Source organism: Winogradskyella vincentii (assembly GCF_020166345.1).
Classification (GTDB): domain Bacteria; phylum Bacteroidota; class Bacteroidia; order Flavobacteriales; family Flavobacteriaceae; genus Winogradskyella; species Winogradskyella vincentii.
On record NZ_JAIUJS010000005.1, the window covers coordinates 18306 to 41920 of the forward strand.

The following is a 23615-nucleotide window of genomic DNA, read 5'->3' on the forward strand; positions in this document are numbered from 1 at the left end:
AACTAAACGAATGAGTACATTCCAAGAATTAGGTCTTAACCAAGACCTATTAAATGCTGTATCTGACCTAGGGTTTACAAAACCTAGTGAAGTACAAGAAAAAGCAATTCCAACCCTTTTAGCAGAAGAACGTGACCTAGTGGCACTTGCCCAAACTGGTACAGGAAAAACGGCAGCCTTTGGGTTTCCAATGCTTCAAAAAATAAATGTAGATAGCCGTACAACGCAAGGTCTTATTTTATCGCCAACACGAGAACTGTGTTTACAGATTACCAATGAGCTTAAGCTTTATGGCAAGTACTGTAAGGGCTTAAACGTGGTTGCCATTTATGGTGGCGCAAGCATAACAGAACAAGCCAGACAAGTAAAACGTGGTGCACAGATTATTGTGGCAACGCCGGGCCGTATGAAGGATATGATTAGCCGTAATCTGGTTGATATCTCCAAAATTGAATACAGTGTATTAGACGAGGCAGATGAGATGCTTAACATGGGATTCTATGAGGATATCACTGATATTTTATCTTACACACCAGATGAAAAAAGCACCTGGTTGTTTTCTGCAACAATGCCAAAAGAAGTAGCAACTATTGCCAGAAAATTTATGTACGATCCTATTGAAATTACAGTAGGAAACCGTAATGAGAGTACTAGCCAAGTATCGCATGAATATTATCTGGTCAATGGTAGAGATCGTTACTTGGCGCTAAAACGCTTGGCAGATGCTAATCCAGATATTTTCTCTGTCATCTTTTGTAGAACCAAACGCGATACCCAAAAAGTAGCTGAAAAGTTAATTGATGATGGGTACAGTGCTGGTGCATTGCATGGTGACCTTAGCCAGAACCAACGTGATTTGGTGATGAAATCCTTTAGAAACAAGCAAATACAAATGCTTGTTGCTACAGATGTTGCCGCACGTGGTATTGATGTAGATGATATTACACACGTTATCAATTACCAATTACCAGATGAGATAGAAACTTACACACACCGTTCTGGTAGAACTGGTAGAGCTGGTAAAACTGGTGTGTCTATGGTAATTGTTGCTAAAAGCGAGTTACGTAAGATCAATGCCATTGAGCGTATCATTAAAAAGAAGTTTGAGAAAAAGGATATTCCATCTGGTATGGAAATATGCGAAGTGCAGCTAATGAGCTTGGCTAATAAAATGCATAATACCGAGATTAACCATGAAATAGATGCCTTTTTAGAGAGCATCAACGAATTGTTTGATGATACCAGCAAGGAAGAGTTGATAAAGAAATTCTTTTCGGTTGAGTTCACACGTTTTTATAACTATTACCAAAAGGCCAAAGACCTTACGGTTACTGATTCTAGCGATGGTGGTGGCCGAGCTCCTTCTGCTAATGAAACCCGTTATTTTATCAATGTAGGTCGCAAAGATGGCTACGATTGGATGTCTCTTAAGGATTTCATTAAAGAGGTCTTAGACCTTGGTAGAGACGATGTGTTTAAGGTAGATGTAAAGGATAGTTTTTCGTTCTTTAATACCGATAAAGCCATGGAGAAAAAGGTATTGGATTTCTTCACGGACTTTAAATACAACGGTAGATTTGTTAATGTTGAAGTCACTGAGAACAAAGGCGGTGGCGGTAGACGCGATCGTGGCGGAAGAGGCAAAAGAAGAAGTGATGATAGACGCGGTAAAAACCGCTCATCTGATTCTGGATTTCGTAGTGAAAGACGTGGTAGACGTTCGGATGGTCCAAAATCTGACCGTAGACGTTCAGGATCTGGTTCGGACAGACCTAGACGTTCAGGTTCAGGATCTGGTTCAGAAAGACCAAGACGTTCTAGACGCAGATAAAAATATTATCGCTTTAGCGTGAAATGGCCAGTTCGGATTTCATTTTTACTTGGTCGTTTTAAAACAAACCAATAGTCTGAGGTAGGCATTAAATTCCCATTATAAGTACCATCCCAAACACTTCTTGATGCATTGAGTGTGGCTAATTGTTTACCATACCTGTCGAAAATTGATATTTCAAAGTCATTTTCGTCAGGTGGGAGTTTTATGGTCCAAAATGGATTATCACTGTCACTATTTGGTGTAAAATATTTTGGGTAACCTAATATTGAAACGGCTTGTGTAACAAAACCACAGCCATTTTTATCCCTTACAAAGAAGGTATAATCACCAAAACCTAAATTTGAAAATTCGTTAGAATCTTGGTAAATGAAATTATCGAGTGAATATTCGTAATCACCAAATCCCTCAGTAAACACGGTAATACTGTTTTGACGTTGCCATTCTTCAACCTGAACATCAGCGATAATTGGCAAGCCTGATTGTATTACATTAAACACCTTTGTAGTACTACAAGCTATGCTTGGTGTTGTGTTGTGGTTCTTAAATATTTCAACAGTATAGGTTCCGGCCGTACTAATCTCAATAGATGAAGAGAGATTTCCTATAGACCAAGAATAAGCATCAAATCCGGCATCTGCGGTTAGGACAATAGATTCATCTTCACAGATATAAAATGTTTCTTCTTCAATAATATCAGGTCTATCCAATACCTGCAGATTAAATGAAGTAATATCATAACAACTTGGATTAAAGTTGTTTTGAATTCGTGCATACACAGTTTGAAAATCTAAAATATCATAATTTAAGTCCAATGGGTTTTGACCACTAATCGCGTTTTCTTCAGAATCAAAAAATAGAACTGAAAAAACACTAGCATCTTGCGTACCCATAACTTCGTCAATTTTGGTGTCGAGGTTAAAGGTAGTTAAGCCACTGCCATCATGAGATTCACATTGATAGTAATCCGTTGCTGTGTTGGCTATTGGAATATCATAGATAATGACCTCATCGGTTAACTCTAAGGATTGCCCAGCAACTGAGGCACTTACATTAACAGTGTAGATTCCTGGACTAGTATAAGTGTGTAATGGACTTTGTAAACTTGAAGTTGTGCCATCTCCAAAATCCCAAAGTACTGAAGCGTTGTCTACTGCCGAAACTAATTCAAAAGTTGTTTCGTTGGCCAAGCATGAATTATTAATGGTGAATGTAGCATTAAAGAGTGATTGAATAAATGGTGGCAAACCTAATGTTACTAATCGTCCTCCTAAATCAACAGCACCAATCTCGTAATCACAACCTAAACCCAAAGTATCAGGATTATTAATAGCATCAAGAGCTGTTTTTCCTGAATTGCATACATAAATTTTACCATCGAGTGCCAGTTGTAATCCACCTAGTTCATCACCTCCTTCATAGAGCAACGTTTTTGAATTAATAATATCATTAGCGTTGTTAAATCGTATATCAAATTGAAATAGTCTAGAACTTGCCTCGTTTGTTTGAAAATCGAAATTTTTATCCGAAACATACAACAGATCACCATTGGGCGAAAACTCTAAACCATAAGCACCAGAGGCAGATGAGCTACTATAAAACTGATCGTTAAGTGAAATAGGATTTGATACTACACCTGTATTATCATTAAAACTAAATATTTCCACATTGCTTTCTGCACCAAATTTTGCACTAGCAATGCGATTGCCATCTGGAGATACTTTTAGATAACCAATTGTATTGGCAATCTTTTGATCAAATGCATTTGGGTTGTCAGTGCCATGAACTGTCCCTACAGCAGATATTACGGGAGTTATATTAATGCCTTGTGGTGAAATTTGGTAAGCTAAAAACTCATTGCTACTCCAACCATGCGTAATAACCCAATAATCAATACCATTAGCGTGTTTTATAGCCGTAATTTTCTCTGTACTTGGGTATAAAAGCTCTTCATTCTTTACAGTAATGTCTCCATTTCCGTTGTTGAGACTCATATCTACAACAGAGTATCTAAATCCATGATCACCAGCAGAACTATCTACAGTAAAAATATAGTAAATGATTTCAGAGCCAGGTAATGGTATAATAATACCAGATTGCGTGCTAGATGGATCACCTAAAAGGCCAAATCCATTAGCCATTTGGTTGTGATTTTTATCCCAGACCGAAATACCATCTGTGTAGAAAAGCAAATCACCATTGGCATCAGAAATTGAACCGCAACCCTCGTTGGTAGCAAGTTGACCATTTAAGTCTAATACAGGTGCTCCAGAACTAAAATTGAGACCAGCATTTACGCCAAAATACCAATTTGCCGCTTCACCTTGTGATAAAACACAATGCATGAAGCTAAAACTGAGCAATAATATTAAAAGCGTCTTTTTCAATTTTTTTAAAATGGCAAGCAGATTTAATGCAATTTTCTTCAAACGAAAATACAAACAATTGTAAAAAATAAGGTGATTCTTAACATTAGAGGTTAATCTACAACGATAAACGGTAAAATAGACATCTTGTTAATATTAAGTCAAATCTGTAATAGTCCTACAGCAAACTGCGTTTTGTTTATTACATTTACACCGTAATACATGTGCATGCGATATTTATTGATCTTATTTCTATGTTTTACTACAGTTAATAGCTATAGCCAAGACAGCACCAATACTAAACTACCTACACGCGTTAAGGGTACGATTATTAGTAGTTCTACTAATGCACCACTAAGCGAGGTAAATATTGTAAATATTAATCAAGTTGTTGGTACATCAACAAATGACGATGGTATTTTTGAAATAAAGGCTGTTGCTAATGACACATTATTACTTTCATACCTAGGCTATAAATCCATTAAAGTTAGAGTAACCAATGACTGGCTGAAATTTGGTAATACTGAAATTACCATGACGGAGCTTGCTCTCGCTCTGGAGGAAGTCACCGTAAAGCAATTACAACTGACTGGTTATCTAAAAGTTGATATGATGGCTGTACCTATTCAGTCTAATAATCGTTATAGAATATCTGGTTTACCTGGTCAAGGTTATGAAGCTGGAAGACCTAATATTGCGACTAAAGTATTAGGAGCGATTTTTAATCCTGCTGATTTTCTCTATAATATGTTTGGCAAGAAACCTAACGAAATGAGGAAACTCAAAAAAATGAAGCAAGACGATGAGATTAGAAGTCAGCTTGCTAAACGTTTTGATCGTGAAATGCTACTCGTGTTATTGCAGGTGAATAAGTACGATTTAGATGAAATTGTGAACCAATGTAACTACTCCAAAGATTTTATCAATACGGCAAATGATCTTCAGATACTAGACGCTATTAGTGAATGTTACGAAGAATACAAGGTAATAAGTCGTAACAACAAACGTAACAAGGGTAAAAAGAAAGGCAGAGCCTAAGGTTTAAGCACTAGAATGGAGTGCCACCCTATTCCCTTCCGTATCTATAAAGACACCCATAAATCCGTGCTCGTCCGATATTTTAGTTTTAGGTTGATAGATTTTTCCACCAGCACCTTCTACTCTATCCAGTTCATTTTGAAGGTCCTCTGACATAAAATAAACCAATGTTCCCTCTTGACTAGGTATGTAAGTGTCTTGCTTAATTAATGTCCCTGAAGCACCAGAGCCACTATTATGAGCTGGAAACCATCCCATTATCAATCCACCAAGGTCTACTTCCTTAATTTCTACCTTAAAAACAGTTTCATAAAACTGTTTAGCTCTTCCCATATCACTAACAGGAATTTCAAACCAACCTACCATAATTCAATATTTAAGATTCTAAAATTGTTTTTAACTGACTTAAACCATCCTCAAAATCTTTCCCCACGGTTTTATCCATATTAAAGAATAAGAAGAAAATGTTTGTTGGTGGTTTATTAACCCCTGAAAATCCCCAAGTTACTTTGGTGGTTGTTGCATCAATTGCATCTACGGTTATATAGGCATCAGACTGCGATTTCCACGGTTTAAAGAAGCGTAACTGGCTTTCTAAGGTTTCATTTTCCACTACTCGCGTAATCTCTTGTTCTCCCGTACCTACTTCTTTATTGCCTTCCCATCGTGAAATAAAACCAACCTCGCCGTCAGTTCCCTCAAACTCCTGTTTCATATTAGGGTCTTTCTTTTTCCAAGGTGACCAATCGTTCTGTTTTTTTACATATTTAATGTAATTAAACACCTCTTCAAGTGGTTTATTCACTTGTACACTTCTGCTTACGTTGTATTTTTTTGGTGCAATTAAGGCAAGTAATACGATTATACCAATAATGGCCAGCACCACATATAATGCGATCATCATAATTTCTTGATTTTATAGTTAGTTCTTTAAAGTTACGAAAAATTACGATTCGGATTTAAATCGCTCAACGATGGCATCGTAGTTTTTAATGGTTTTTTTAATCCAGTCGAAACGTTTTGCAATACGTTCCTCTTCCGTTAATTGCCATAGAATATCAGAATTTCGGAGCTTGGAAGTTACATGTTGTAAAATAATTGCAGCAGAGACCGAAATATTAAGACTCTCCGTAAAACCAAACATTGGAATTTTAAGAAAACAGTCGGCTTGGTCTAAGACCTGCTGTGAGAGACCTTCGGTTTCTCTTCCAAAAAAGAAGCAAGATTTTTTAGAGATATCAAAGTCAATTAAATCGCAATCTTCCGCATGCGGTGTTGTAGCCACTATTTGATAACCTTTAGTTTTTAAATCCTTGATGCATTGGTTGACTGTGTTATATCTGTTAAGGTCTACCCATTTCTGTGAACCCATTGCAATTTCTCTATCAATACGCTTAGTATTTACCTCTTCAATAATATTGATTTCTTGAATACCAAACACATCACAAGAACGAATAACAGCACTAGTATTGTGCAATTGGTAAACATCTTCTGTAGCAACAGTAAAAAATTTGGTACGTTGTTCTAAAACTGTAGCAAATCGCTCTCTTCTATGCTCAGTGAGATAAGATTCTAGATATTCGAGAAGTTTTAAATCTGCCATTTATCAAAAATAGTATTTTTACATTATGAAACATATTGTTGTTTTAACAGGAGCTGGTATGAGTGCCGAAAGTGGTGTAAAAACTTTTAGAGACCATGCTGGTCTTTGGGAAGGCCATGACGTAATGCAGGTTGCTTCACCTCAAGGATTTAGGACAAATCCAGAACTCGTTTTAGATTTTTACAACCAAAGAAGACGCCAGCTCAAAGAGGTGGAACCTAATGACGCTCATAAGGCAATTGCAAATCTGGAGTCAAAATATAGAGTTACTGTTGTTACTCAAAATGTAGACGACCTCCATGAACGTGCCGGCAGTAATAATATTGTGCATTTACATGGTGAGCTTTATAAAATTAGAAGTACGGGTAACCCTAAGGATATCAGATATTGGACAGAAGATATAAAGCTTGGTGATACCTGCGATAAAGGCTACCAATTGAGACCACATATTGTATGGTTTGGAGAAGATGTACCAATGATTGAAAAGGCAGTAGAAATTTGCCTGACGGCAGATATACTTCTTATAATAGGAACCAGTATGCAGGTTTACCCAGCAAATGGGTTAATACACTATGTAAGCTCTAACGTCCCAATCTATTATATAGATCCGAAACCTGCCATGGTCAATCACCCAAATATCAAGGTTATTGCAAAAACAGCAACAGAAGGCATGAAGGAATTAACCAATATCCTATAAATTAATCCTCGGCGCTTAGCTTAAAAAAATCGTTTACAGGTTTATTAAACAGTTCTGAAAGTTTCAACGCTAAAACAGTTGAAGGTACATATCTATTAGCTTCTATTGAATTAATAGTCTGACGGGAAACACCTATTTTTTTAGCAAGTTCGTCTTGAGTAATATTTAATATGGCACGTTCTACCTTTATAGTATTCTCCATTATCTATAGCGTTTTAATGTATGGTAAAACATTAATTGAATCATTAACATAAAAAGCAATACCTGAAAATCACCTAGGTCCTTATAAGCTTCACCTCCCGAATGAACAACATTTGAAACTCCATACTCAACATAAGGCATTACAAGTGCATATATAACACCCACGATAAATGCTATTGCATAAGACTGCGCTCTTAAACTAATGGTCATCTCGTCTTCAATTTTATCCTTAGATAAAGACATGACTAACATACCAATGAGTAATGTTTTTTGGAGAAGTAACTTCAGCCATACCGTTTCTCCATCCATGGCAAAAGCTCTAACAAACATCATTAGTATAGAGGCCAATGCAATCAATAAACCAATTGTTATAAATTGATTTGGCAATCTAAACCGAGTAATTTTGTTAAGCCGTTTTCTTTCACAATCCATTATTTTATCAGTATCCATATTAGTAAAGTCTATTTTATATTATGTCTTATTTATTTTACTATATGACAAATATACTTTACATTATTGAATTTTCCAAATATTAATCCTTTAACTGATTAAAACATGTACTAAAAACTAATGGATAGAATCTTTAGGCTTGTATGTGTTAATATAATTTAACGCCCTTTTATTATCAGAATTACGATTATAAGCCTCTTTATAATTGTTATAGGCATTAAGGCTATCACCACTTCTCAAATAAGCCTCAGCCAAACTATCATAGACATTTGCACTACTTGGATGCAATGCAATATTAATTTTAAAAACAGCAATGGCCTTGTCGTATTCTTTTTTACGGATATGTGCATAGCCCTTACTATTAAACTCCCATTCTCTAATATAAGAACTTGTTGAGTCCTTTTCCTTAATTTTCATGTAGCCAGCTAGAGCTTCTTCATAATTCCCTTCTCTTAAATGTGTACTTGGTGTTTTATATGAATCTGGGACTTTTAAATAATCATAGGAAATAGAATCTGGGTTTTCTTCTGAGACTATAGACAAATAACGATCATTGGTTCCTGGTTTAGTTACAAATCGAAGCTTCTTATACATGTCAGCAACAAATATTTCATTTGTATCGGTTACGACAGGTTTAAAAACACCTTCCTTCCAATTTAATATAAGCTTGTCATCTTTGTAATACACTAATATGAGTTCGTCTTCATTGTATTGGTACTTACCTGCTGTTTCTTTCTTAAAAGTCTCGCTGAACTCTACGCCTCCAGAACAACTGATAACAAAAAGCCCTACTACCAAAAAATAGCCTATTACCTTAAAATTCATTTGATTATTGATTTGATTGGTTAAAATAAAAAAGTCTCACTATAAAGTGAGACGATTCTATTATAAAAATGTTACGGAAGATATTATTTCACTCCCATTAATTCTACATCAAATACCAAAGTAGCATTTGGAGGAATAACACCACCTGCTCCAGCAGCACCATAACCCAAATCACTTGGAATCACCAAACGTGCTTTATCACCTACATTTAAAAGGCATATTCCTTCATCCCAACCAGGTATAACTTGACCAACACCAACTTGGAAATCTAATGGTTGATTTCGCTTATATGATGAATCAAAAACAGTTCCATCAGCTAACTGACCTTTATAGTGTACAGACACCATATTACCTTTTTCTGCCTTTTTACCATCCCCTTTTTGAATGACTTTATATCTTAATCCTGAAGCTGTTTCGTCAAACCCTGCTGCTAATTTATCTAATTCAGCTCTTGCTGCTTCTCGCTCAGCTGCAACGCGCTTTTCTCTTTCTCCTTCAAAAGTTCTAAAAGCTTCAATAGCATTGAAATTTTCTGCTGCTTCACCTACTCTTACGATTTCAACAGCCTCCATAGTATCGTCTTGAGCTACAGCATCTACAACATCTTGACCTTCTACAACACTACCAAATACAGTATGCTTACCATCTAACCACGGAGTTTCAACATGGGTAATAAAAAATTGACTTCCATTTGTTCCAGGACCTGCATTTGCCATAGACAATTTACCTGGAGCATCATGTTTTAAATCTGGATGTATCTCATCATCAAACTTATATCCAGGATTTCCTGTTCCAGTTCCCTGAGGACAACCACCTTGAATCATAAAATCTGGGATAACTCTGTGAAATTTTAATCCGTCATAGTATGGCTTTCCTTGCGGTCTTGCTGAATTTTCTAAATTACCTTCAGCCAAGGCAACAAAGTTACCTACTGTTCCAGGAGTTTTTTCAAACTCAAGATTTACTAATATCTCTCCTTTTGTTGTTTTAAATTTTGCGTATAAACCGTCTTGCATTGTTTTGTCTTTTATTTAAGGGTGCAAAGATAATCAATGATTTATGATTTACGAATTAAGTCTGAATATTTGAGAAGTCGGTTATTAAAGTTAGTTTTGCCAAAACTTAATTAATGGGATTTTCATTATCAAAATTAAAGTCGGCTTTTGGAGGTAATTCTAAACCAACCAAACCTGTTGATTCTATAGAACGTATAATTTCAGAGGTTGAAAACACACCATTTGGAGTATCTGATTCTAATGTACTTTTTGCTGGATTGAATGAACTTGGAGGCTATTATTTCTTTCAGACTGTCGTTGTTGGCTCATTTAAGTACAAAACATTTGATGGTGCAAAGTTGATTATGAAGTCTGATGATTTTGAATTGGAACTAGAATCGGACACACTAGAGTTAGAATCTGAGCCATCTCAAGTTGCAAAACGTTTTATTACTAAAATTGATTTTCAGATTGAAGAATCTGATATTGAAAATTTACAAAGCCAGAGAATTACGGAACTGACATTAAAAACTAAAAAAGGAGATTTAAGTTTCACAAAGTATGTGGGAACACAAGACGAGGAAGAATAATTAATTTGCTACTTCGCTAATAAATTTAATACGATATAAACGGAGCTCTTCATCTTCATAATCACCATCAAATTCTTCAACAGCATCTGAGATTTTATCGCTTTCAGATTCCATAAAGTACTCGTGAATTTCTTCTTGTTGATCTTCATCCAAAATCTCATCAATCCAATAACTTATATTGAGTTTTGTGCCAGAATACACTATAGATTCCATTTCCTTAATAAAATCTGGCATCTCCATACCCTTTGCAGATGCAATATCATCTAAACGCAATTTCCTATCCACATTTTGAATAATGTAAAGTTTTAAGGCAGAATTTGAACCTGTGGATTTAACAACCATATCATCAGGTCTTACTATCTCATTTTCTTCAACATAATCTGCTATTAAAGCCACAAAGTCTCTACCATATTTTTTGGCCTTGCTCTCACCTACACCATGTACATTATTCAATTCTTCAATCGTAATAGGATACTTTAATGCCATATCCTCCAAAGAAGGATCTTGAAAAATAACAAATGGTGGTACACCTAAACGTTTTGCATTTCGCTTACGCAAGTCTTTTAGCATGGTCATCAGTTTTTCATCTGCTGAAACGCCACTACTCTTTGCATTAGTTATTATGCCGTCATTAGATTCTTCGTCATATACATGATCTTCTGCCATCATAAACGAAACTGGTTTCGCAATGAACATCTTTCCTTCTTCGCTTAGTCTTAAAACACCGTAGGTTTCAATATCTTTCTTTAAATAACCTGCAACCAGAACTTGACGTATTAACGCCATCCAAAAACGCGGTTCTTTATCCTTACCAATTCCAAAAAATGGTTGAGTATCTGTTTTATGTGAAGAAATTAACGCATTAGATTTACCGACTATGACTTGTACTAAATCCTTAGACTTATATTTCTCATTAGTACTATTTACGGTTTCTAATAAGATTTTAACCTCATTTTTTGATTCTACCTGTTTTTTAGGGTTTCTCACATTATCATCCATGTCTCCACCTTCACCAGTCTCAGTATCAAACTCCTCACCAAAATAATGTAAAATAAACTTACGCCTAGATATGGATGTTTCTGCAAAAGCGACAACTTCCTGTAATAATGCATGCCCAATTTCTTGTTCGGCAACAGGCTTACCAGACATAAATTTCTCGAGCTTCTCAATATCCTTGTAGGCATAGAATGCCAAGCAATGACCTTCACCTCCATCACGACCAGCTCTACCAGTTTCTTGATAATAACTCTCTATACTTTTAGGAATATCATGATGAATCACAAATCTCACATCTGGTTTGTCAATCCCCATTCCAAAAGCAATGGTTGCCACTACAACATCAGCATCTTCCATGAGAAACATATCCTGATGCTTTACACGAGTCTTGGCATCTAATCCTGCATGATATGGGACAGCTTTAACGCCATTTACTTGTAAAACTTGTGCTAACTCTTCAACACGCTTTCTGCTTAAACAATAAACGATACCAGATTTACCTTCATTTTGTTTTACAAAACGAATAATATCTGCATCTACATTTTTTGTTTTAGGTCTTACTTCATAGTATAAATTAGGTCTATTAAAAGATGCTTTAAATGTTACCGCATCTGTCATTCCTAAACTCTTCAGAATATCCTCCTGAACCTTTGGTGTGGCAGTTGCAGTTAACCCAACTATTGGAATATTATCTCCAATACGCTTAAGTATATGTCTTAAATTGCGGTATTCAGGTCTAAAATCATGTCCCCATTCACTTATACAGTGAGCTTCATCAACTGCCATAAATGAAACTTGAACGGATCTAAGAAAATCTACATATTCCTCTTTTGTTAATGACTCTGGTGCTACGTAAAGTAGCTTTGTAATACCATTAACTATATCATCTTTTACACGCCTAACTTCTGTTTTGTTCAATGAAGAATTCAATACATGTGCTACTCCTTCATTTTCAGAAACAGCTCTTATAGCATCAACTTGATTTTTCATTAATGCAATAAGTGGAGACACGACAATTGCTGTGCCATCTTTTATAAGTGCTGGTAATTGATAACATAAAGATTTACCTCCACCTGTGGGCATTATAACAAAGGTATTGTTACCTTCTATCACATTTTTAATTACCTCTTCTTGAAGACCCTTAAACCCAGAAAAACCAAAGTATTTTTTTAGCGCGGAGTGTAAGTCAATTTCTGCAATACTCATTAATCCCTATTAGTATTTTATATACATTTGCAATAAGTTTAAAGATAACATATTTCTTTAAATCTAAAAAAAGCCATAAAAATTAGTTTTGAACACTAAACAATCCATTTTAAGTACTGCAAAAAGTACTATAAAATTAGAAAGTGATGCCATTGAGCATTTATCAGAATTATTAACCGATGAATTTGCAGAAGCTGTAGAATTAATCTATAATTCTAAAGGAAGAGTCATCATAACTGGCATCGGAAAAAGTGCCATTATAGCAACAAAAATTGTCGCGACATTAAATTCAACTGGAACTCCAGCTGTTTTTATGCATGCTGCTGATGCCATTCACGGTGATTTAGGTTTAATACTTAAAGATGATGTAGTAATCTGTATTTCTAAAAGTGGAAATACTCCAGAAATTAAAGTACTGGTGCCACTTATTAAAAATGCTGAGAATAAAATGATTGCTATCACGGGGAATAAAGATTCCTATCTAGGCCAACAAGCAGATTATGTATTAAATGCCTATGTTGAACAAGAAGCCTGCCCGAATAACTTAGCACCTACAACAAGTACAACCGCACAATTGGTAATCGGAGATGCACTTGCCATTTGTTTACTTGAATTGAGAGGGTTTTCTAGTAATGATTTTGCTAAGTATCATCCAGGAGGAGCTTTAGGCAAACGTCTTTATCTAAGGGTTAACGACCTTTCTTCGCAAAATTTAAAACCAGAAGTTGGGCTTGATGCAACCCTTAAAGAAGTCATTGTTGAAATAACTGAAAAAATGCTGGGAGTTACAGCCGTTGTTGATAAGGACGTAATTATTGGTATTATCACGGATGGCGATTTAAGACGAATGTTAAGTAAAAGCAATGATATTTCTAATTTGACAGCAAAAGATATAATGAGCAAAAATCCAAGACGAATTTCTGAGGATGCAATGGCCGTTGATGCAAAAGAACTAATGGAAGAATTTGAGATTTCTCAACTGCTTGTAGAACATAATGGTAAATATGCAGGTGTTGTACATCTTCATGATTTAATCAAAGAGGGCATTATATAATGGCGACAAAGAATATTGACGAAATGTCTTTTTTAGACCATCTCGAAGAATTAAGATGGCATTTAATTAGAGCTACATTAGGTATTTTAATAGCGGCAACTTTAGCTTTTATATTCAAGAAATTTATTTTTGATGTTATCATATTTGGACCAACAAATATGGATTTCCCAACTTATGAAGGGCTTTGTAAAATGTCTCAGTTGATTGGAATTAACGACACAACATTTTGCGCAGATAAGTTTCCATTTATAATTCAAAACAGAACTGTTGCTGGCCAATTTTCAGCACATATATGGACCTCTATTTATGCCGGATTTATCATAGCGTTTCCATATGTAATTTATCAACTATGGAGCTTTATTAGTCCAGGATTAAAAGAGAATGAACGTAGAAATTCAAGAGGCTTTTTATTTACAGCATCTGTTTTGTTTTTTCTAGGTGTACTTTTCGGATATTACATTGTTACACCGTTATCACTTAATTTCTTGGCAAATTATCAGATAAGTGAAATGATATCAAATGAGTTTGATGTAAGCTCAGTTATAGCCATTGTGAGATCATCAGCAATAGCATCTGGTTTTGTTTTTGAATTGCCAATAATCATCTACTTTTTAACAAAAGCCGGATTGGTAACACCTGCCTTTTTGAAGAAGTACAGAAAGTTTGCCCTAGTAATCGTATTAATTTTAGCGGCAGTAATTACACCTCCAGATATTGCAAGCCAGGTTATAGTGGCTATTCCTATTTTAATATTATATCAAGTTAGTATTTATATTTCTGCAGTAGTTGTTAGAAATCAGAAAAGAAAAATGAAAAATGTCTGACATAGTAAAAGAATTTAATGAGTATCGGTCTAAGATGAACGACAAGATCTTAGCTGATAACAATAAGGTAGTTAAACGAATTTTTAACTTGGATACTAATGCCTTTCAAGAAGGTGCATTAGATAAAAAAACTAAGGAGCTTCTCGGTTTGGTTGCTTCTGCAGTCTTGCGTTGCGATGATTGTGTTAAGTATCATTTAGAATCTTCCTATAAAGAAGGTGTTTCAAAAGCAGAAGTGAGTGAAGCGTTAGGAATAGCGACCTTAATTGGCGGAACTATTGTAATACCTCATTTACGTAGAGCTCATGAATATTGGGAAGCTATTGAAAATCAAGGTTAAACTTTTAATAAATCTTTGCTACTAGCAGAATTGTCTATATGATTTTGTTATTTTTAGCGTTGTTGAATAGATTATGAAATTAAGAGCCGAAAATTTAATGAAGTCCTACGGAGGACGAAAAGTAGTTAAGGATGTTTCTCTTGAAGTGAACCAAGGCGAGATTGTTGGTTTATTGGGACCTAATGGTGCAGGAAAAACAACATCTTTCTACATGATAGTTGGTATCATTAAACCAAATGGCGGTAATATTTATTTAGACAATACAGACATTACAAAATATCCTATGTACAAACGTGCTCAGAACGGGATTGGATATTTAGCTCAAGAGGCTTCGGTTTTTAGAAAACTGAGTATAGAGGATAATATTCTAAGTGTTTTACAACTTACTAAATTGAGTAAAAAGGAACAGCACGATAAAATGGAATCATTAATTGAGGAATTTGGATTAGGGCATATTAGGACCAATAGAGGTGATTTACTCTCTGGTGGAGAACGCAGAAGAACAGAAATTGCACGAGCTCTAGCCACAGATCCAAATTTTATATTATTAGATGAACCATTTGCAGGTGTTGACCCTGTGGCAGTTGAAGATATTCAGCGAATAGTAGCTAAACTGACCAAAAAGAATATTGGCATCTTAATTACAGACCATAACGTACAAGAAACACTTGCAATTACAGATAGAACCTATCTTATGTTTGAAGGTGGAATATTAAAAGCTGGTGTTCCAGAGGAACTTGCTAGTGATGAGATGGTTCGTAAGGTTTACCTAGGTCAAAATTTTGAACTTAGAAAAAAGAAGTTAGAGTTTTAAACTTTGTCTTGACTAGGAACTTCTGCCTGCAAAAGTTTCTTTTGATAACGACCTTGAACGACATCAACCACTACTAATACAGCAATTACAAAATAAAAGGTGGTTTTACTCATTGGTACGATTTCATTTCCAAATATTTTTAAATGTGCTAAATGACCTCCTTCAGTTACTAGCATTATACCAACAATAAAAAGTATAAACAAACCTAAAACTTCATACATTCTATTTTTAGCTAAAAAAGTAGAAATTCTATTCGCTAGAAGCAACATTAAAAGTCCACTCGCAACAATTGCAATAGCCATTACAATAAAGGCTGTATTTGAATTTTCAATCTCGCTAGTAAGACCAATTGCTGCCAAAATGGAATCAAAAGAAAATACAAGATTCATAATTACAATACTAAAAATAGCAGCATTAGCAGATTTCATTCTGCCATTATTTTCTCCCTCAACATCAACATCTAAATCTTTCACAGATATCATATGCCATATTTCTTTTAGTGCCGTGTAAATGATAAATCCTCCACCAGCTAATACAATAATGCTATGCCCATTAAAAGCAAAGTCCAATACATTCTCAATATGACCAGTCAAGAAAGAAAATGGTTCTTGAAAATAGTCTATGATGGATACTAAAACAAAAAGAAGAACAATTCTCAATACTATAGCAATTAAAATACCAACCTTTCTAACTCTTTTTTGTTCTTGTTCAGGTGCTTTCTTAGATTCTAACGATATATATAATAAATTATCAAAACCAAGTACTGCTTGCAACATAACAAGCATGAGTAGGGTGAAAATGATTTCTGCCATAATAATATTTAGATTATAATTTTAGTGTATGTTCTTTTGGTCGGAAAGTGATAGGACTATGTATAAAATGATAATGAGTGGAATAGCCGCAAATTGAAAAATAATTAATGTCACAATACTTAATACCAAGAAAATATATCGCATAGTATTGGCTCTAAAGCTCCAATCCTTAAACTTTAAAGCAAATAATTTGATTTTTGAATTCAACAAATAACAACTTATCAAAGTAATACCAATTAAAAACCACTTATTTATAATAATTGAATTCATGATGTCATTATTTTGAAATTCTAAAATTAATGGAAATGACAAGATTAATAGAGTATTTGCAGGTACAGGAAGTCCTTTAAAATAAGTTTGCTGGTCTTCATCTAGATTAAATTTGGCTAATCTATATGCTGAGGCCAATGGAATTAAAAAACCTATTAATGGCAACACAGATAATTTAAATCCTTGCCAATGAAACACAGAATTCCAACTGTCATTATAAGACGCAAAATCTGGAGCATCTACAGTTAACGATATTAGTTTAAACATGATTATACCCGGAACAACTCCACTAGTTACCAAATCTGCTAATGAATCCAATTGTATTCCTAGTGGACTCTGCACATTAAGTTTTCGTGCTAAAAGCCCGTCAAAAAAGTCAAAAAATATACCAGCAAAAACAAAAATTGCTGCTACTATAAAATTACCATAAACAGCAAATATTACAGCAATACAGCCCGAGAAAAGATTAAGTAGAGTTACAAAATTAGGAATGTGTTTCTTTATATTCATTCTTCAACTTTCCGTAAAAATAAAAAACTATTTAACTCCTATCTCAATAAATCGGCAAATTATGGCTGACACACAATAAGAACTGGTATTTGAAGTTTATTAGATAGAAAATATTGTGCATCTTTGTAAAAAATTATTGCTGTTGAAAAATTACCTTGTAATTCTCTTAACACTTACCTCGCTTGCCACTATAGCACAAACCACAAGGAAATATTCTAATGAATTTATGAATATTGGTGTTGACGCGGCATCCTTAGGTATGAGTAATGCGGTTGTATCCCATACTGCCGATGTAAATTCTGGATATTGGAATCCAGCAGGACTCGTACACATTGAAGATAAGCAGGTAGCATTAATGCATTCTAGTTATTTTGCTAATATTGCCAACTACAACTATATAGCCTTCGCAATGCCTCTTGATGATAGAAGTGCTGTTGGTATTTCACTTATAAGATTTGGTGTAGATGACATTTTAGATACTACGCAATTAATTGACGATCAAGGCAATATCAATTATGACAGAATCAGCACCTTTTCCACAGCAGATTACGGTCTTACCTTTTCTTATGCTAGAAAACTGCCATTAGATGGGCTGAATTTTGGTGTAAACGCAAAAATCATAAGGCGAATTATTGGTGATTTTGCTTCCTCTTGGGGATTTGGACTTGATGCAGGTATACAATTTGAAACTGATAACGATTGGAAATTTGGTCTTATGGCTAGAGACATTACCACAACTTATAATGCTTGGGCCATTGATGAAGATAAGTTTGAGGAAATTAGTAGCGCTGTTGATGGACAAAACCAAGAATTACCTGAAACTACTGAAATAACCATCCCGAAACTTCAATTTGGAGTATCCAAAAAATGGATTTTCAATTATGACTATTCATTACTTGCGGCTACTAATCTTATTGTAAGATTTGAAGAAAATAATGATATCATATCAACCTCTTTTGCAAGTATAAATCCAGCCTTAGGGTTTGAATTTGGATATACAGATCTTGTTTTTTTACGAGGAGGCGTTGGTAATTTTCAGAATGAATTACAAATTGACAATTCTGAGTCCTTAACATTTCAACCAAATTTTGGCGTAGGTTTTAAATATAAGGGTATACAAATAGACTACGCCTTTACTGATATTGGTGATCAAAGCGCAGCCTTATACTCTAATGTCTTTTCATTAAAAATAGACTTTGGTATCTTTAGATAATTATGAGATTATTTTTTACCCTATTCATTTTTATTTTTTCAATTGGATCTGTTGTAGCGCAACAAATTAAATTATCTTCAAATGCAGAAGTATCCATACTAACTGTTGGACCTGGTAAATCGTTAAATGATGCTTTTGGTCATAACGCTTTTAGGGTAACAGACAAGTCTCTTGGCATTGACGTCACTTATGGCTATGGAGAATATGATTTTGATGCTCCCAATTTTTATTTAAAGTTTGCGCGAGGAAAGCTGAATTACCTTATCAGTAGACATAATTATTCTGATTTTTACAATCATTACGTGCATTATAATCGTACTGTTAAAGAACAAGTTTTAAATTTCTCTCAAACAGAAAAACAGGCTTTATTTGATTTCTTAGAAAATAATTATAAACCGGAAAACAGAAGATATCTTTATGATTTCTTTTTTGACAACTGTGCTACAAGAATCAGAGATGTTTCTCAATCGGTTACAGCGAATCCAATAACTTTTAATAAACCCGAAATTTTCGAACCAAAAACGTTTAGAGAATTGATCTATGAACATGTAGACAAAAATAGTTGGGGAAGTTTTGGTATTGACCTAGCCTTGGGTTCTGTAATCGATCAAAATGCATCTTCTAACGAGTTCATGTTCTTACCAAAATATATCCATCAATTTTTCCTAAACGCCTCTTATAACGGATCTGATTCAATTGTAAAACGCTCATCAATTGTATATAATAAAAAACCAGAGAAAGACACTTTAAATTTTTTATTAAGCCCATTATTTATCAATAGCCTTTTTGGATTTATTATAATATTTATAACGTTTAAAAACCATAAAAACAATTCTAGAAGTAAGTGGTTAGATATTGCATTATTTAGTGCAACTAGTATTGTGGGTATTTTACTTTTCTTACTTTGGTTTGCTACAGACCATAGTGCCACCGCCAACAATTACAATCTACTTTGGGCATTTCCATTAAATTTCATAATAATTGGTCAATTAGCAAAAAACACCATGAAAAATTGGGTAAAGGGATATTTAAAATTCTTAATTATTATGCTTTGCTTAATGACACTTCATTGGTTAATTGGAGTTCAAGTATTCGCTGTAGGACTTTTGCCAATAGTAATTGCATTGTCTGTGAGGTACATTTACCTAGTTAGAAACTTCAATTAATATTTACTGACCTCTATAATATAAAACTGTACTCAAGGTTTTGATTATTATACTAAAATCTATAAATAAACTCCGATGCTTAATATAATATAGATCGTATTGAAGTTTGGTTAGGCTATCATCTATTGAAGAGCCATATCTTGCATTTACCTGGGCCCAACCAGTTAGACCAGGTTTAATGATATGTCGCATCTCATAAAAAGGAATAATACGAGATAGTTCATTAACGAAAAAAGGTCGTTCAGGGCGCGGACCAATAATACTCATATCTCCTTTTAAAACATTATAGAATTGAGGGATTTCATCTAGTCTAGATCTACGTAAAAACCGTCCAAATTTAGTAATTCTTTTATCACCTTTTTCTGCCCATTTAACACCATCCTCCTCAGCATTAATAACCATAGTTCTCAGCTTGATGATTCTAAACGATTTACTATTTCTGCCAATACGCTCTTGTATATAAAATAACGGTCCCTTGTTTCCGATTAAATTGCCTATAACAACAAATGGCAATATTAGAATTCCAAAGAGTAAGCCTAAAATCGAGAAGACTATATCAAAAGTCCGTTGAAAAAACCTATAAAGTTTGTTCTCGTTACTTCTACTATACGGGAAGTACTTATAAAAATCCTTACCTACAAATTGAATAGGAACACGCTGCAATAATTCTTCATAAACTTGTGTGTAATCGCGAATTTTAAATCCCCTTTCAAGAAGCAAAATCAAATCATGATATACCTGAGACACCATTGCTTCAGTATTAAAACTAGCAACTAAAACTTCTGATATGCTTTCTCTTTGAATTACTTCTAAAAAATCCTTTGCTGGAAACTCTTTTAAACCTTTGTATTTTATCGATTCGGAATCAGAATCTTCACTATTCAAAAATCCAACAATTTTATAATTCGGATCTTGTGTATCTAATGATTTAACCAAACCTTCAATATTTGAAACATCTCCGACCAACAAAATACGTTTGTAAAATCGAGGTGACTCAATAAGTTGTGTATATGCTACTCTCCATAGAAAAATGGACACTATTAAAATAAGATAAAAATATAGTATCTGAACTCTTTGTTCTGGCAGTACTGGCGAGAGGAAGGGAGTTAATAAATAAAACAGCACTAGTACTGATATTGCTAAAGTAATATTTCGAGCAGTTACATCTAATTTACTCGCTTGCTGAAGATCATATAATTCAAAAACAGTCCCAAATATACTTACATAAACACCTAGTAAGATTAATGGAATAATATTTTCCTCGCTAAATAATAAATAATCAAAATCTGTAAAAAGGTTAAGTGCATAAATACCCAAGAAAACCACAACTAAGTCCATGATTCTTAATAGAACCTTACGTTCGGATACTTCAAAGTGTATTCCTTTTTTATGTTTCATTATTAATTCTGGCGGGTTACGTAAAGATATAAAGTATAAAGTACATTACAATTTTATTGTAGAATAAGTTCCCATAGAGGCCTTACTTCATCCCAATCGAAGCGTTCTACCTTTGTTCTTGCGGCATTGACTAGCAAATTTCTATTGTTATTATTATTTACTATTTCAATTATGGCTTTACTCATAGCTTCAGCATTATTAGGTGGCACTAATAACCCCTCTTTCTTGTCCTCGATTAAATAGGGTATGCCACCAACATTCGTTGAAACTACAGGTAGACCAAGTGCCATGGCTTCAATAACACTTACGGGAGTATTATCAATATTTGTGGTATTTATAAATACATTATGAGACTTGGATAGATTGATCCAATCTTTTTTTGATAGTTTACCGGTAAACTTAACATCTAATTTTTTTTCTTTAACAATCTTCTTAGCTTTTGCCATTGAACCATCAATTTCTGGACCAACCATGGTAAGATTAGAATTTAACCCCTTACTCTTCAATTCTTCTAATACCAACAAAGCCAATTCTGGATTATACAAGGATGAAAAAGATCTAACCCAAAGCAAGTTTATGTCATCTATATCATTCGATATGAAATTATAATCTTTGATTTCAATAAAATTGGGTATATAGTTTAAATTTTTATAGCCATATTTAGTAAATACAGATTCTAAAAATTTTGAAGGTGCTACTAATTTATGTGCATTACCAAACAATAATTTGCTTAATCTAGAATTATGGATTAGTCTTTTCTCCAAATTTCCTCCATGCAATATTGGTATATATTTTAATCGCAACAGTCTACAAAATTGACTAACAACCACAGCATAATAAAAATTACTTGTACTATAGGTGTCGATTAAAACGTAATCTGTTGACCTGTTGTGCTTTAATACGGACCAAACCATATCAATTAATCTCAACACCTTGTTAGATTTTTTTGAGGCAACTTTAACTGTACAAAATTCACTCAATTTTGCTCCAAGAGTTTCTATTGTAGTACTTGTTTTACCCTTTTTTGATAATGCGTTTCCTATGTATAGGACGTTTGTCATATTGAACGTTTAAAAGCGCTAAAGCATATATAAAACCTGGTGCAGCAATTCGCATAGCAGAGTGGTTTATTGTAGCAAACCAAAATCCAAGCATGGAATAGAAAAAAATATTTCTTCTATTTTCTAATCTGTAAAGCAACGGAATAAAGATTAATATTAATAAAATAAAAAATGCAAACATACCATGCTCAGAAAACAATCTACTTAATTCATTGTGAGAAGCTTTTATACCTAGTCCTTTTTTTAATCTTAGCTCCTTGGCACCATTGGCTCCGACACCAAGTATGGGATTCTCTATAAATCCTTGTAAATCGTCCATAAAGAGGGTAACCCTACCGGTAGATAAATCTTCTTTTGCTTTACCTGAGACATCTTGATTTGCATATCTCTTATCAATTAAACCCATGGTTTGATTAGAACTAATTAGCCAAACTCCTGCTCCTAAGATGCCAAATAGAACAAACGTATAAAAAATCCGACCTTTCATTTTCTGTGTGGATTTACTGTACAATAAGAATAAAAAGGCGAAAATTATAATTACGGCTGTAACAATACCACCTCTACTAAAAGTAACTATTCCTCTAAAACTTATGATACCCAATAAAATCCCATTAAAAATCTTCAGGATCATGGTTGGTGATTTCATAAATAATCTAACAGTTAGTGCAAACATGCCTAGACCTAAAATGGTAGCTACTTGATTAGGCCCGAAACCACCAGAGGTAGCAAAATTTGACTGCGTCCCTCGTAATACGTCTTTTATACTTGGATTATATAAAAACAAGTATACAGACATTGTAATTATAGGCAAACTGATGTATAGCAAAGCCTGAATAAAATCACTCATGGTCAGCTTTTTATCCAGCACATAAATAGCAGAAATCCCTAGACAAACCGGTCCGCTTAATACAAATGCAATATTAGTTCTAAAGTTAGAATCAAAACCTATCGTGAGGTATGCGACAATAATTGATGGTACGAGTAAAACCAAATAAATTAAATACGGGTAGGCTTTACTTGATAAGCCATTATTTACTAATCCAATTAAACCAAAAAGAATAACTAAGTATTTTGAACCTTCATAGAAAAAAGAACCAGAAGTCATCCTGAATAAAACCTCAGAGCCCACAACGTAACAACAAGCCAATATTACTTCTTTTGGTTTATCTACATCATTTGCTGAAAAAATTCTATATAAAAAATAAAGAACAACAGCAACAAAATAAACCTTTGAGAATCCAGGAATAAACAATATTAGAAAAGCCAACAAAACGTGGATTAGTACTAAGGTAAGATAGTTCTCCTTATTACTTTTTTTGTATTTGTTTTTTATTGACTTATATCTCAATTTACTT

Annotated in this window: 24 protein-coding genes; 10 read left to right on the forward strand and 14 right to left on the reverse strand. The window is 34.1% G+C overall.

Annotated elements, in window-relative coordinates:
• The first annotated feature begins 10 nt into the window (after positions 1–10).
• Entirely contained in the window at positions 11–1831 is a 1821-nt protein-coding gene (locus LBV24_RS10675) for a DEAD/DEAH box helicase (RefSeq protein ID WP_224478645.1), read from the forward strand.
• Positions 1832–1836: 5 nt separating this feature from the next.
• On the opposite strand, the gene LBV24_RS10680 is transcribed toward LBV24_RS10675, so the two are convergent.
• The gene (locus LBV24_RS10680; RefSeq protein WP_224478646.1) at positions 1837–4176 is read right to left on the reverse strand and encodes a T9SS type B sorting domain-containing protein; all 2340 of its coding nucleotides are present in this window, start codon (positions 4174–4176) and stop codon (positions 1837–1839) included.
• Positions 4177–4419: 243 nt separating this feature from the next.
• On the opposite strand from LBV24_RS10680, the gene LBV24_RS10685 reads away from it, so the two are divergent.
• Positions 4420–5235: a carboxypeptidase-like regulatory domain-containing protein gene (locus LBV24_RS10685; RefSeq protein ID WP_224478647.1), complete on the forward strand. Its 816-nt coding sequence runs from the start codon at positions 4420–4422 to the stop codon at positions 5233–5235.
• Positions 5236–5238: 3 nt separating this feature from the next.
• On the opposite strand, the gene LBV24_RS10690 is transcribed toward LBV24_RS10685, so the two are convergent.
• From LBV24_RS10690 to LBV24_RS10700, 3 genes are read right to left on the reverse strand one after another with little or no spacing between them, the layout of a single operon-like run.
• Positions 5239–5601, reverse strand: a complete 363-nt coding sequence (locus LBV24_RS10690; protein WP_224478648.1) for a VOC family protein — start codon at positions 5599–5601, stop codon at positions 5239–5241.
• Between the two features lie 10 nt (positions 5602–5611).
• The gene (locus LBV24_RS10695) at positions 5612–6139 is read right to left on the reverse strand and encodes an SRPBCC family protein (protein ID WP_224478649.1); all 528 of its coding nucleotides are present in this window, start codon (positions 6137–6139) and stop codon (positions 5612–5614) included.
• 42 nt (positions 6140–6181) lie between these two features.
• A complete protein-coding gene (locus LBV24_RS10700; RefSeq protein ID WP_224478650.1) occupies positions 6182–6838 on the reverse strand; it encodes a TrmH family RNA methyltransferase in 657 nt (218 codons plus the stop codon).
• Positions 6839–6863: 25 nt separating this feature from the next.
• On the opposite strand from LBV24_RS10700, the gene LBV24_RS10705 reads away from it, so the two are divergent.
• On the forward strand, positions 6864–7535 hold the full coding sequence (locus LBV24_RS10705) for an SIR2 family NAD-dependent protein deacylase (RefSeq protein WP_224478651.1): 672 nt from the start codon (positions 6864–6866) through the stop codon (positions 7533–7535).
• A gap of 1 nt (position 7536) precedes the next feature.
• Here the strand turns inward: LBV24_RS10705 and LBV24_RS10710 are convergent, their stop codons facing one another.
• From LBV24_RS10710 to LBV24_RS10725, 4 genes are all read right to left on the reverse strand, one after another.
• Positions 7537–7737, reverse strand: a complete 201-nt coding sequence (locus tag LBV24_RS10710) for a helix-turn-helix transcriptional regulator (protein ID WP_224478652.1) — start codon at positions 7735–7737, stop codon at positions 7537–7539.
• The gene (locus tag LBV24_RS10715; protein WP_224478653.1) at positions 7737–8186 is read right to left on the reverse strand and encodes a hypothetical protein; all 450 of its coding nucleotides are present in this window, start codon (positions 8184–8186) and stop codon (positions 7737–7739) included. Before LBV24_RS10715 ends, LBV24_RS10710 begins: the two co-directional genes overlap by 1 nt.
• 117 nt (positions 8187–8303) lie before the next feature.
• Positions 8304–9011 (reverse strand): tetratricopeptide repeat protein, encoded by a 708-nt coding sequence (locus LBV24_RS10720; RefSeq protein WP_224478654.1) that lies wholly within the window; start codon positions 9009–9011, stop codon positions 8304–8306.
• An 83-nt stretch (positions 9012–9094) separates the two neighbouring features.
• On the reverse strand, positions 9095–10027 hold the full coding sequence (locus LBV24_RS10725) for a peptidylprolyl isomerase (protein ID WP_224478655.1): 933 nt from the start codon (positions 10025–10027) through the stop codon (positions 9095–9097).
• Positions 10028–10140: 113 nt separating this feature from the next.
• Here LBV24_RS10725 and LBV24_RS10730 point away from each other — a divergent pair, with 113 nt between their 5' ends.
• Positions 10141–10596 (forward strand): hypothetical protein, encoded by a 456-nt coding sequence (locus LBV24_RS10730; protein ID WP_224478656.1) that lies wholly within the window; start codon positions 10141–10143, stop codon positions 10594–10596.
• Here the strand turns inward: LBV24_RS10730 and recQ are convergent, their stop codons facing one another.
• Positions 10597–12798: a DNA helicase RecQ gene (gene recQ, locus LBV24_RS10735; protein ID WP_224478657.1), complete on the reverse strand. Its 2202-nt coding sequence runs from the start codon at positions 12796–12798 to the stop codon at positions 10597–10599.
• Positions 12799–12886: 88 nt separating this feature from the next.
• Here recQ and LBV24_RS10740 point away from each other — a divergent pair, with 88 nt between their 5' ends.
• The 4 genes from LBV24_RS10740 (at position 12887) to lptB (ending at position 15830) form a co-directional block, all read left to right on the forward strand.
• Positions 12887–13852 carry a KpsF/GutQ family sugar-phosphate isomerase gene (locus LBV24_RS10740; RefSeq protein WP_224478658.1) on the forward strand — a complete coding sequence of 322 codons (966 nt, stop codon included), beginning with the start codon at positions 12887–12889 and terminating at the stop codon, positions 13850–13852.
• A complete protein-coding gene (tatC, locus tag LBV24_RS10745; RefSeq protein WP_224478659.1) occupies positions 13852–14676 on the forward strand; it encodes a twin-arginine translocase subunit TatC in 825 nt (274 codons plus the stop codon). The genes LBV24_RS10740 and tatC overlap by 1 nt, the downstream gene beginning before the upstream one ends.
• The gene (locus LBV24_RS10750; RefSeq protein ID WP_224478660.1) at positions 14669–15016 is read left to right on the forward strand and encodes a carboxymuconolactone decarboxylase family protein; all 348 of its coding nucleotides are present in this window, start codon (positions 14669–14671) and stop codon (positions 15014–15016) included. Before tatC ends, LBV24_RS10750 begins: the two co-directional genes overlap by 8 nt.
• A gap of 73 nt (positions 15017–15089) precedes the next feature.
• Positions 15090–15830 carry an LPS export ABC transporter ATP-binding protein gene (lptB, locus tag LBV24_RS10755; RefSeq protein WP_114301231.1) on the forward strand — a complete coding sequence of 247 codons (741 nt, stop codon included), beginning with the start codon at positions 15090–15092 and terminating at the stop codon, positions 15828–15830.
• Here the strand turns inward: lptB and LBV24_RS10760 are convergent.
• Entirely contained in the window at positions 15827–16642 is an 816-nt protein-coding gene (locus LBV24_RS10760; RefSeq protein ID WP_224478661.1) for a TerC family protein, read from the reverse strand. The two genes, lptB and LBV24_RS10760, sit on opposite strands and share 4 nt — an antisense overlap.
• 21 nt (positions 16643–16663) lie before the next feature.
• Entirely contained in the window at positions 16664–17422 is a 759-nt protein-coding gene (locus LBV24_RS10765; RefSeq protein WP_224478662.1) for a CDP-alcohol phosphatidyltransferase family protein, read from the reverse strand.
• 142 nt (positions 17423–17564) lie between these two features.
• Between LBV24_RS10765 and LBV24_RS10770 the strand changes: the two genes are divergently transcribed.
• Entirely contained in the window at positions 17565–18635 is a 1071-nt protein-coding gene (locus LBV24_RS10770; protein WP_224478663.1) for a putative type IX sorting system protein PorV2, read from the forward strand.
• A gap of 2 nt (positions 18636–18637) precedes the next feature.
• On the forward strand, positions 18638–19801 hold the full coding sequence (locus LBV24_RS10775) for a lipoprotein N-acyltransferase Lnb domain-containing protein (protein WP_224478664.1): 1164 nt from the start codon (positions 18638–18640) through the stop codon (positions 19799–19801).
• A 3-nt stretch (positions 19802–19804) separates the two neighbouring features.
• Here the strand turns inward: LBV24_RS10775 and LBV24_RS10780 are convergent, their stop codons facing one another.
• Genes LBV24_RS10780 through LBV24_RS10790 form a run of 3 tightly spaced genes read right to left on the reverse strand, consistent with a single transcriptional unit; the run spans position 19805 to position 23608 of the window.
• Positions 19805–21199, reverse strand: a complete 1395-nt coding sequence (locus LBV24_RS10780; protein ID WP_224478665.1) for a sugar transferase — start codon at positions 21197–21199, stop codon at positions 19805–19807.
• A 53-nt stretch (positions 21200–21252) separates the two neighbouring features.
• Positions 21253–22260, reverse strand: a complete 1008-nt coding sequence (locus LBV24_RS10785; RefSeq protein ID WP_224478666.1) for a glycosyltransferase family 4 protein — start codon at positions 22258–22260, stop codon at positions 21253–21255.
• On the reverse strand, positions 22214–23608 hold the full coding sequence (locus LBV24_RS10790) for an O-antigen ligase family protein (protein ID WP_224478667.1): 1395 nt from the start codon (positions 23606–23608) through the stop codon (positions 22214–22216). The genes LBV24_RS10785 and LBV24_RS10790 overlap by 47 nt, the downstream gene beginning before the upstream one ends.
• Positions 23609–23615: the final 7 nt, after the last annotated feature.

Coding starts and splice junctions, on each gene's coding strand:
- tatC (WP_224478659.1), top strand. CDS start 13,852: ATGGCGACAAAGAATATTGACGAAATGTCTTTTTTAGACCATCTCGAA.
- LBV24_RS10725 (WP_224478655.1), bottom strand. CDS start 10,027: ATGCAAGACGGTTTATACGCAAAATTTAAAACAACAAAAGGAGAGATA.
- LBV24_RS10780 (WP_224478665.1), bottom strand. CDS start 21,199: ATGAAACATAAAAAAGGAATACACTTTGAAGTATCCGAACGTAAGGTT.
- LBV24_RS10720 (WP_224478654.1), bottom strand. CDS start 9,011: ATGAATTTTAAGGTAATAGGCTATTTTTTGGTAGTAGGGCTTTTTGTT.
- LBV24_RS10680 (WP_224478646.1), bottom strand. CDS start 4,176: ATGCATTGTGTTTTATCACAAGGTGAAGCGGCAAATTGGTATTTTGGC.
- recQ (WP_224478657.1), bottom strand. CDS start 12,798: ATGAGTATTGCAGAAATTGACTTACACTCCGCGCTAAAAAAATACTTT.
- LBV24_RS10690 (WP_224478648.1), bottom strand. CDS start 5,601: ATGGTAGGTTGGTTTGAAATTCCTGTTAGTGATATGGGAAGAGCTAAA.
- LBV24_RS10710 (WP_224478652.1), bottom strand. CDS start 7,737: ATGGAGAATACTATAAAGGTAGAACGTGCCATATTAAATATTACTCAA.
- LBV24_RS10750 (WP_224478660.1), top strand. CDS start 14,669: ATGTCTGACATAGTAAAAGAATTTAATGAGTATCGGTCTAAGATGAAC.
- LBV24_RS10760 (WP_224478661.1), bottom strand. CDS start 16,642: ATGGCAGAAATCATTTTCACCCTACTCATGCTTGTTATGTTGCAAGCA.
- LBV24_RS10700 (WP_224478650.1), bottom strand. CDS start 6,838: ATGGCAGATTTAAAACTTCTCGAATATCTAGAATCTTATCTCACTGAG.
- LBV24_RS10785 (WP_224478666.1), bottom strand. CDS start 22,260: ATGACAAACGTCCTATACATAGGAAACGCATTATCAAAAAAGGGTAAA.
- lptB (WP_114301231.1), top strand. CDS start 15,090: ATGAAATTAAGAGCCGAAAATTTAATGAAGTCCTACGGAGGACGAAAA.
- LBV24_RS10705 (WP_224478651.1), top strand. CDS start 6,864: ATGAAACATATTGTTGTTTTAACAGGAGCTGGTATGAGTGCCGAAAGT.
- LBV24_RS10775 (WP_224478664.1), top strand. CDS start 18,638: ATGAGATTATTTTTTACCCTATTCATTTTTATTTTTTCAATTGGATCT.
- LBV24_RS10675 (WP_224478645.1), top strand. CDS start 11: ATGAGTACATTCCAAGAATTAGGTCTTAACCAAGACCTATTAAATGCT.
- LBV24_RS10715 (WP_224478653.1), bottom strand. CDS start 8,186: ATGGATACTGATAAAATAATGGATTGTGAAAGAAAACGGCTTAACAAA.
- LBV24_RS10765 (WP_224478662.1), bottom strand. CDS start 17,422: ATGAATATAAAGAAACACATTCCTAATTTTGTAACTCTACTTAATCTT.
- LBV24_RS10695 (WP_224478649.1), bottom strand. CDS start 6,139: ATGATGATCGCATTATATGTGGTGCTGGCCATTATTGGTATAATCGTA.
- LBV24_RS10685 (WP_224478647.1), top strand. CDS start 4,420: ATGTGCATGCGATATTTATTGATCTTATTTCTATGTTTTACTACAGTT.
- LBV24_RS10730 (WP_224478656.1), top strand. CDS start 10,141: ATGGGATTTTCATTATCAAAATTAAAGTCGGCTTTTGGAGGTAATTCT.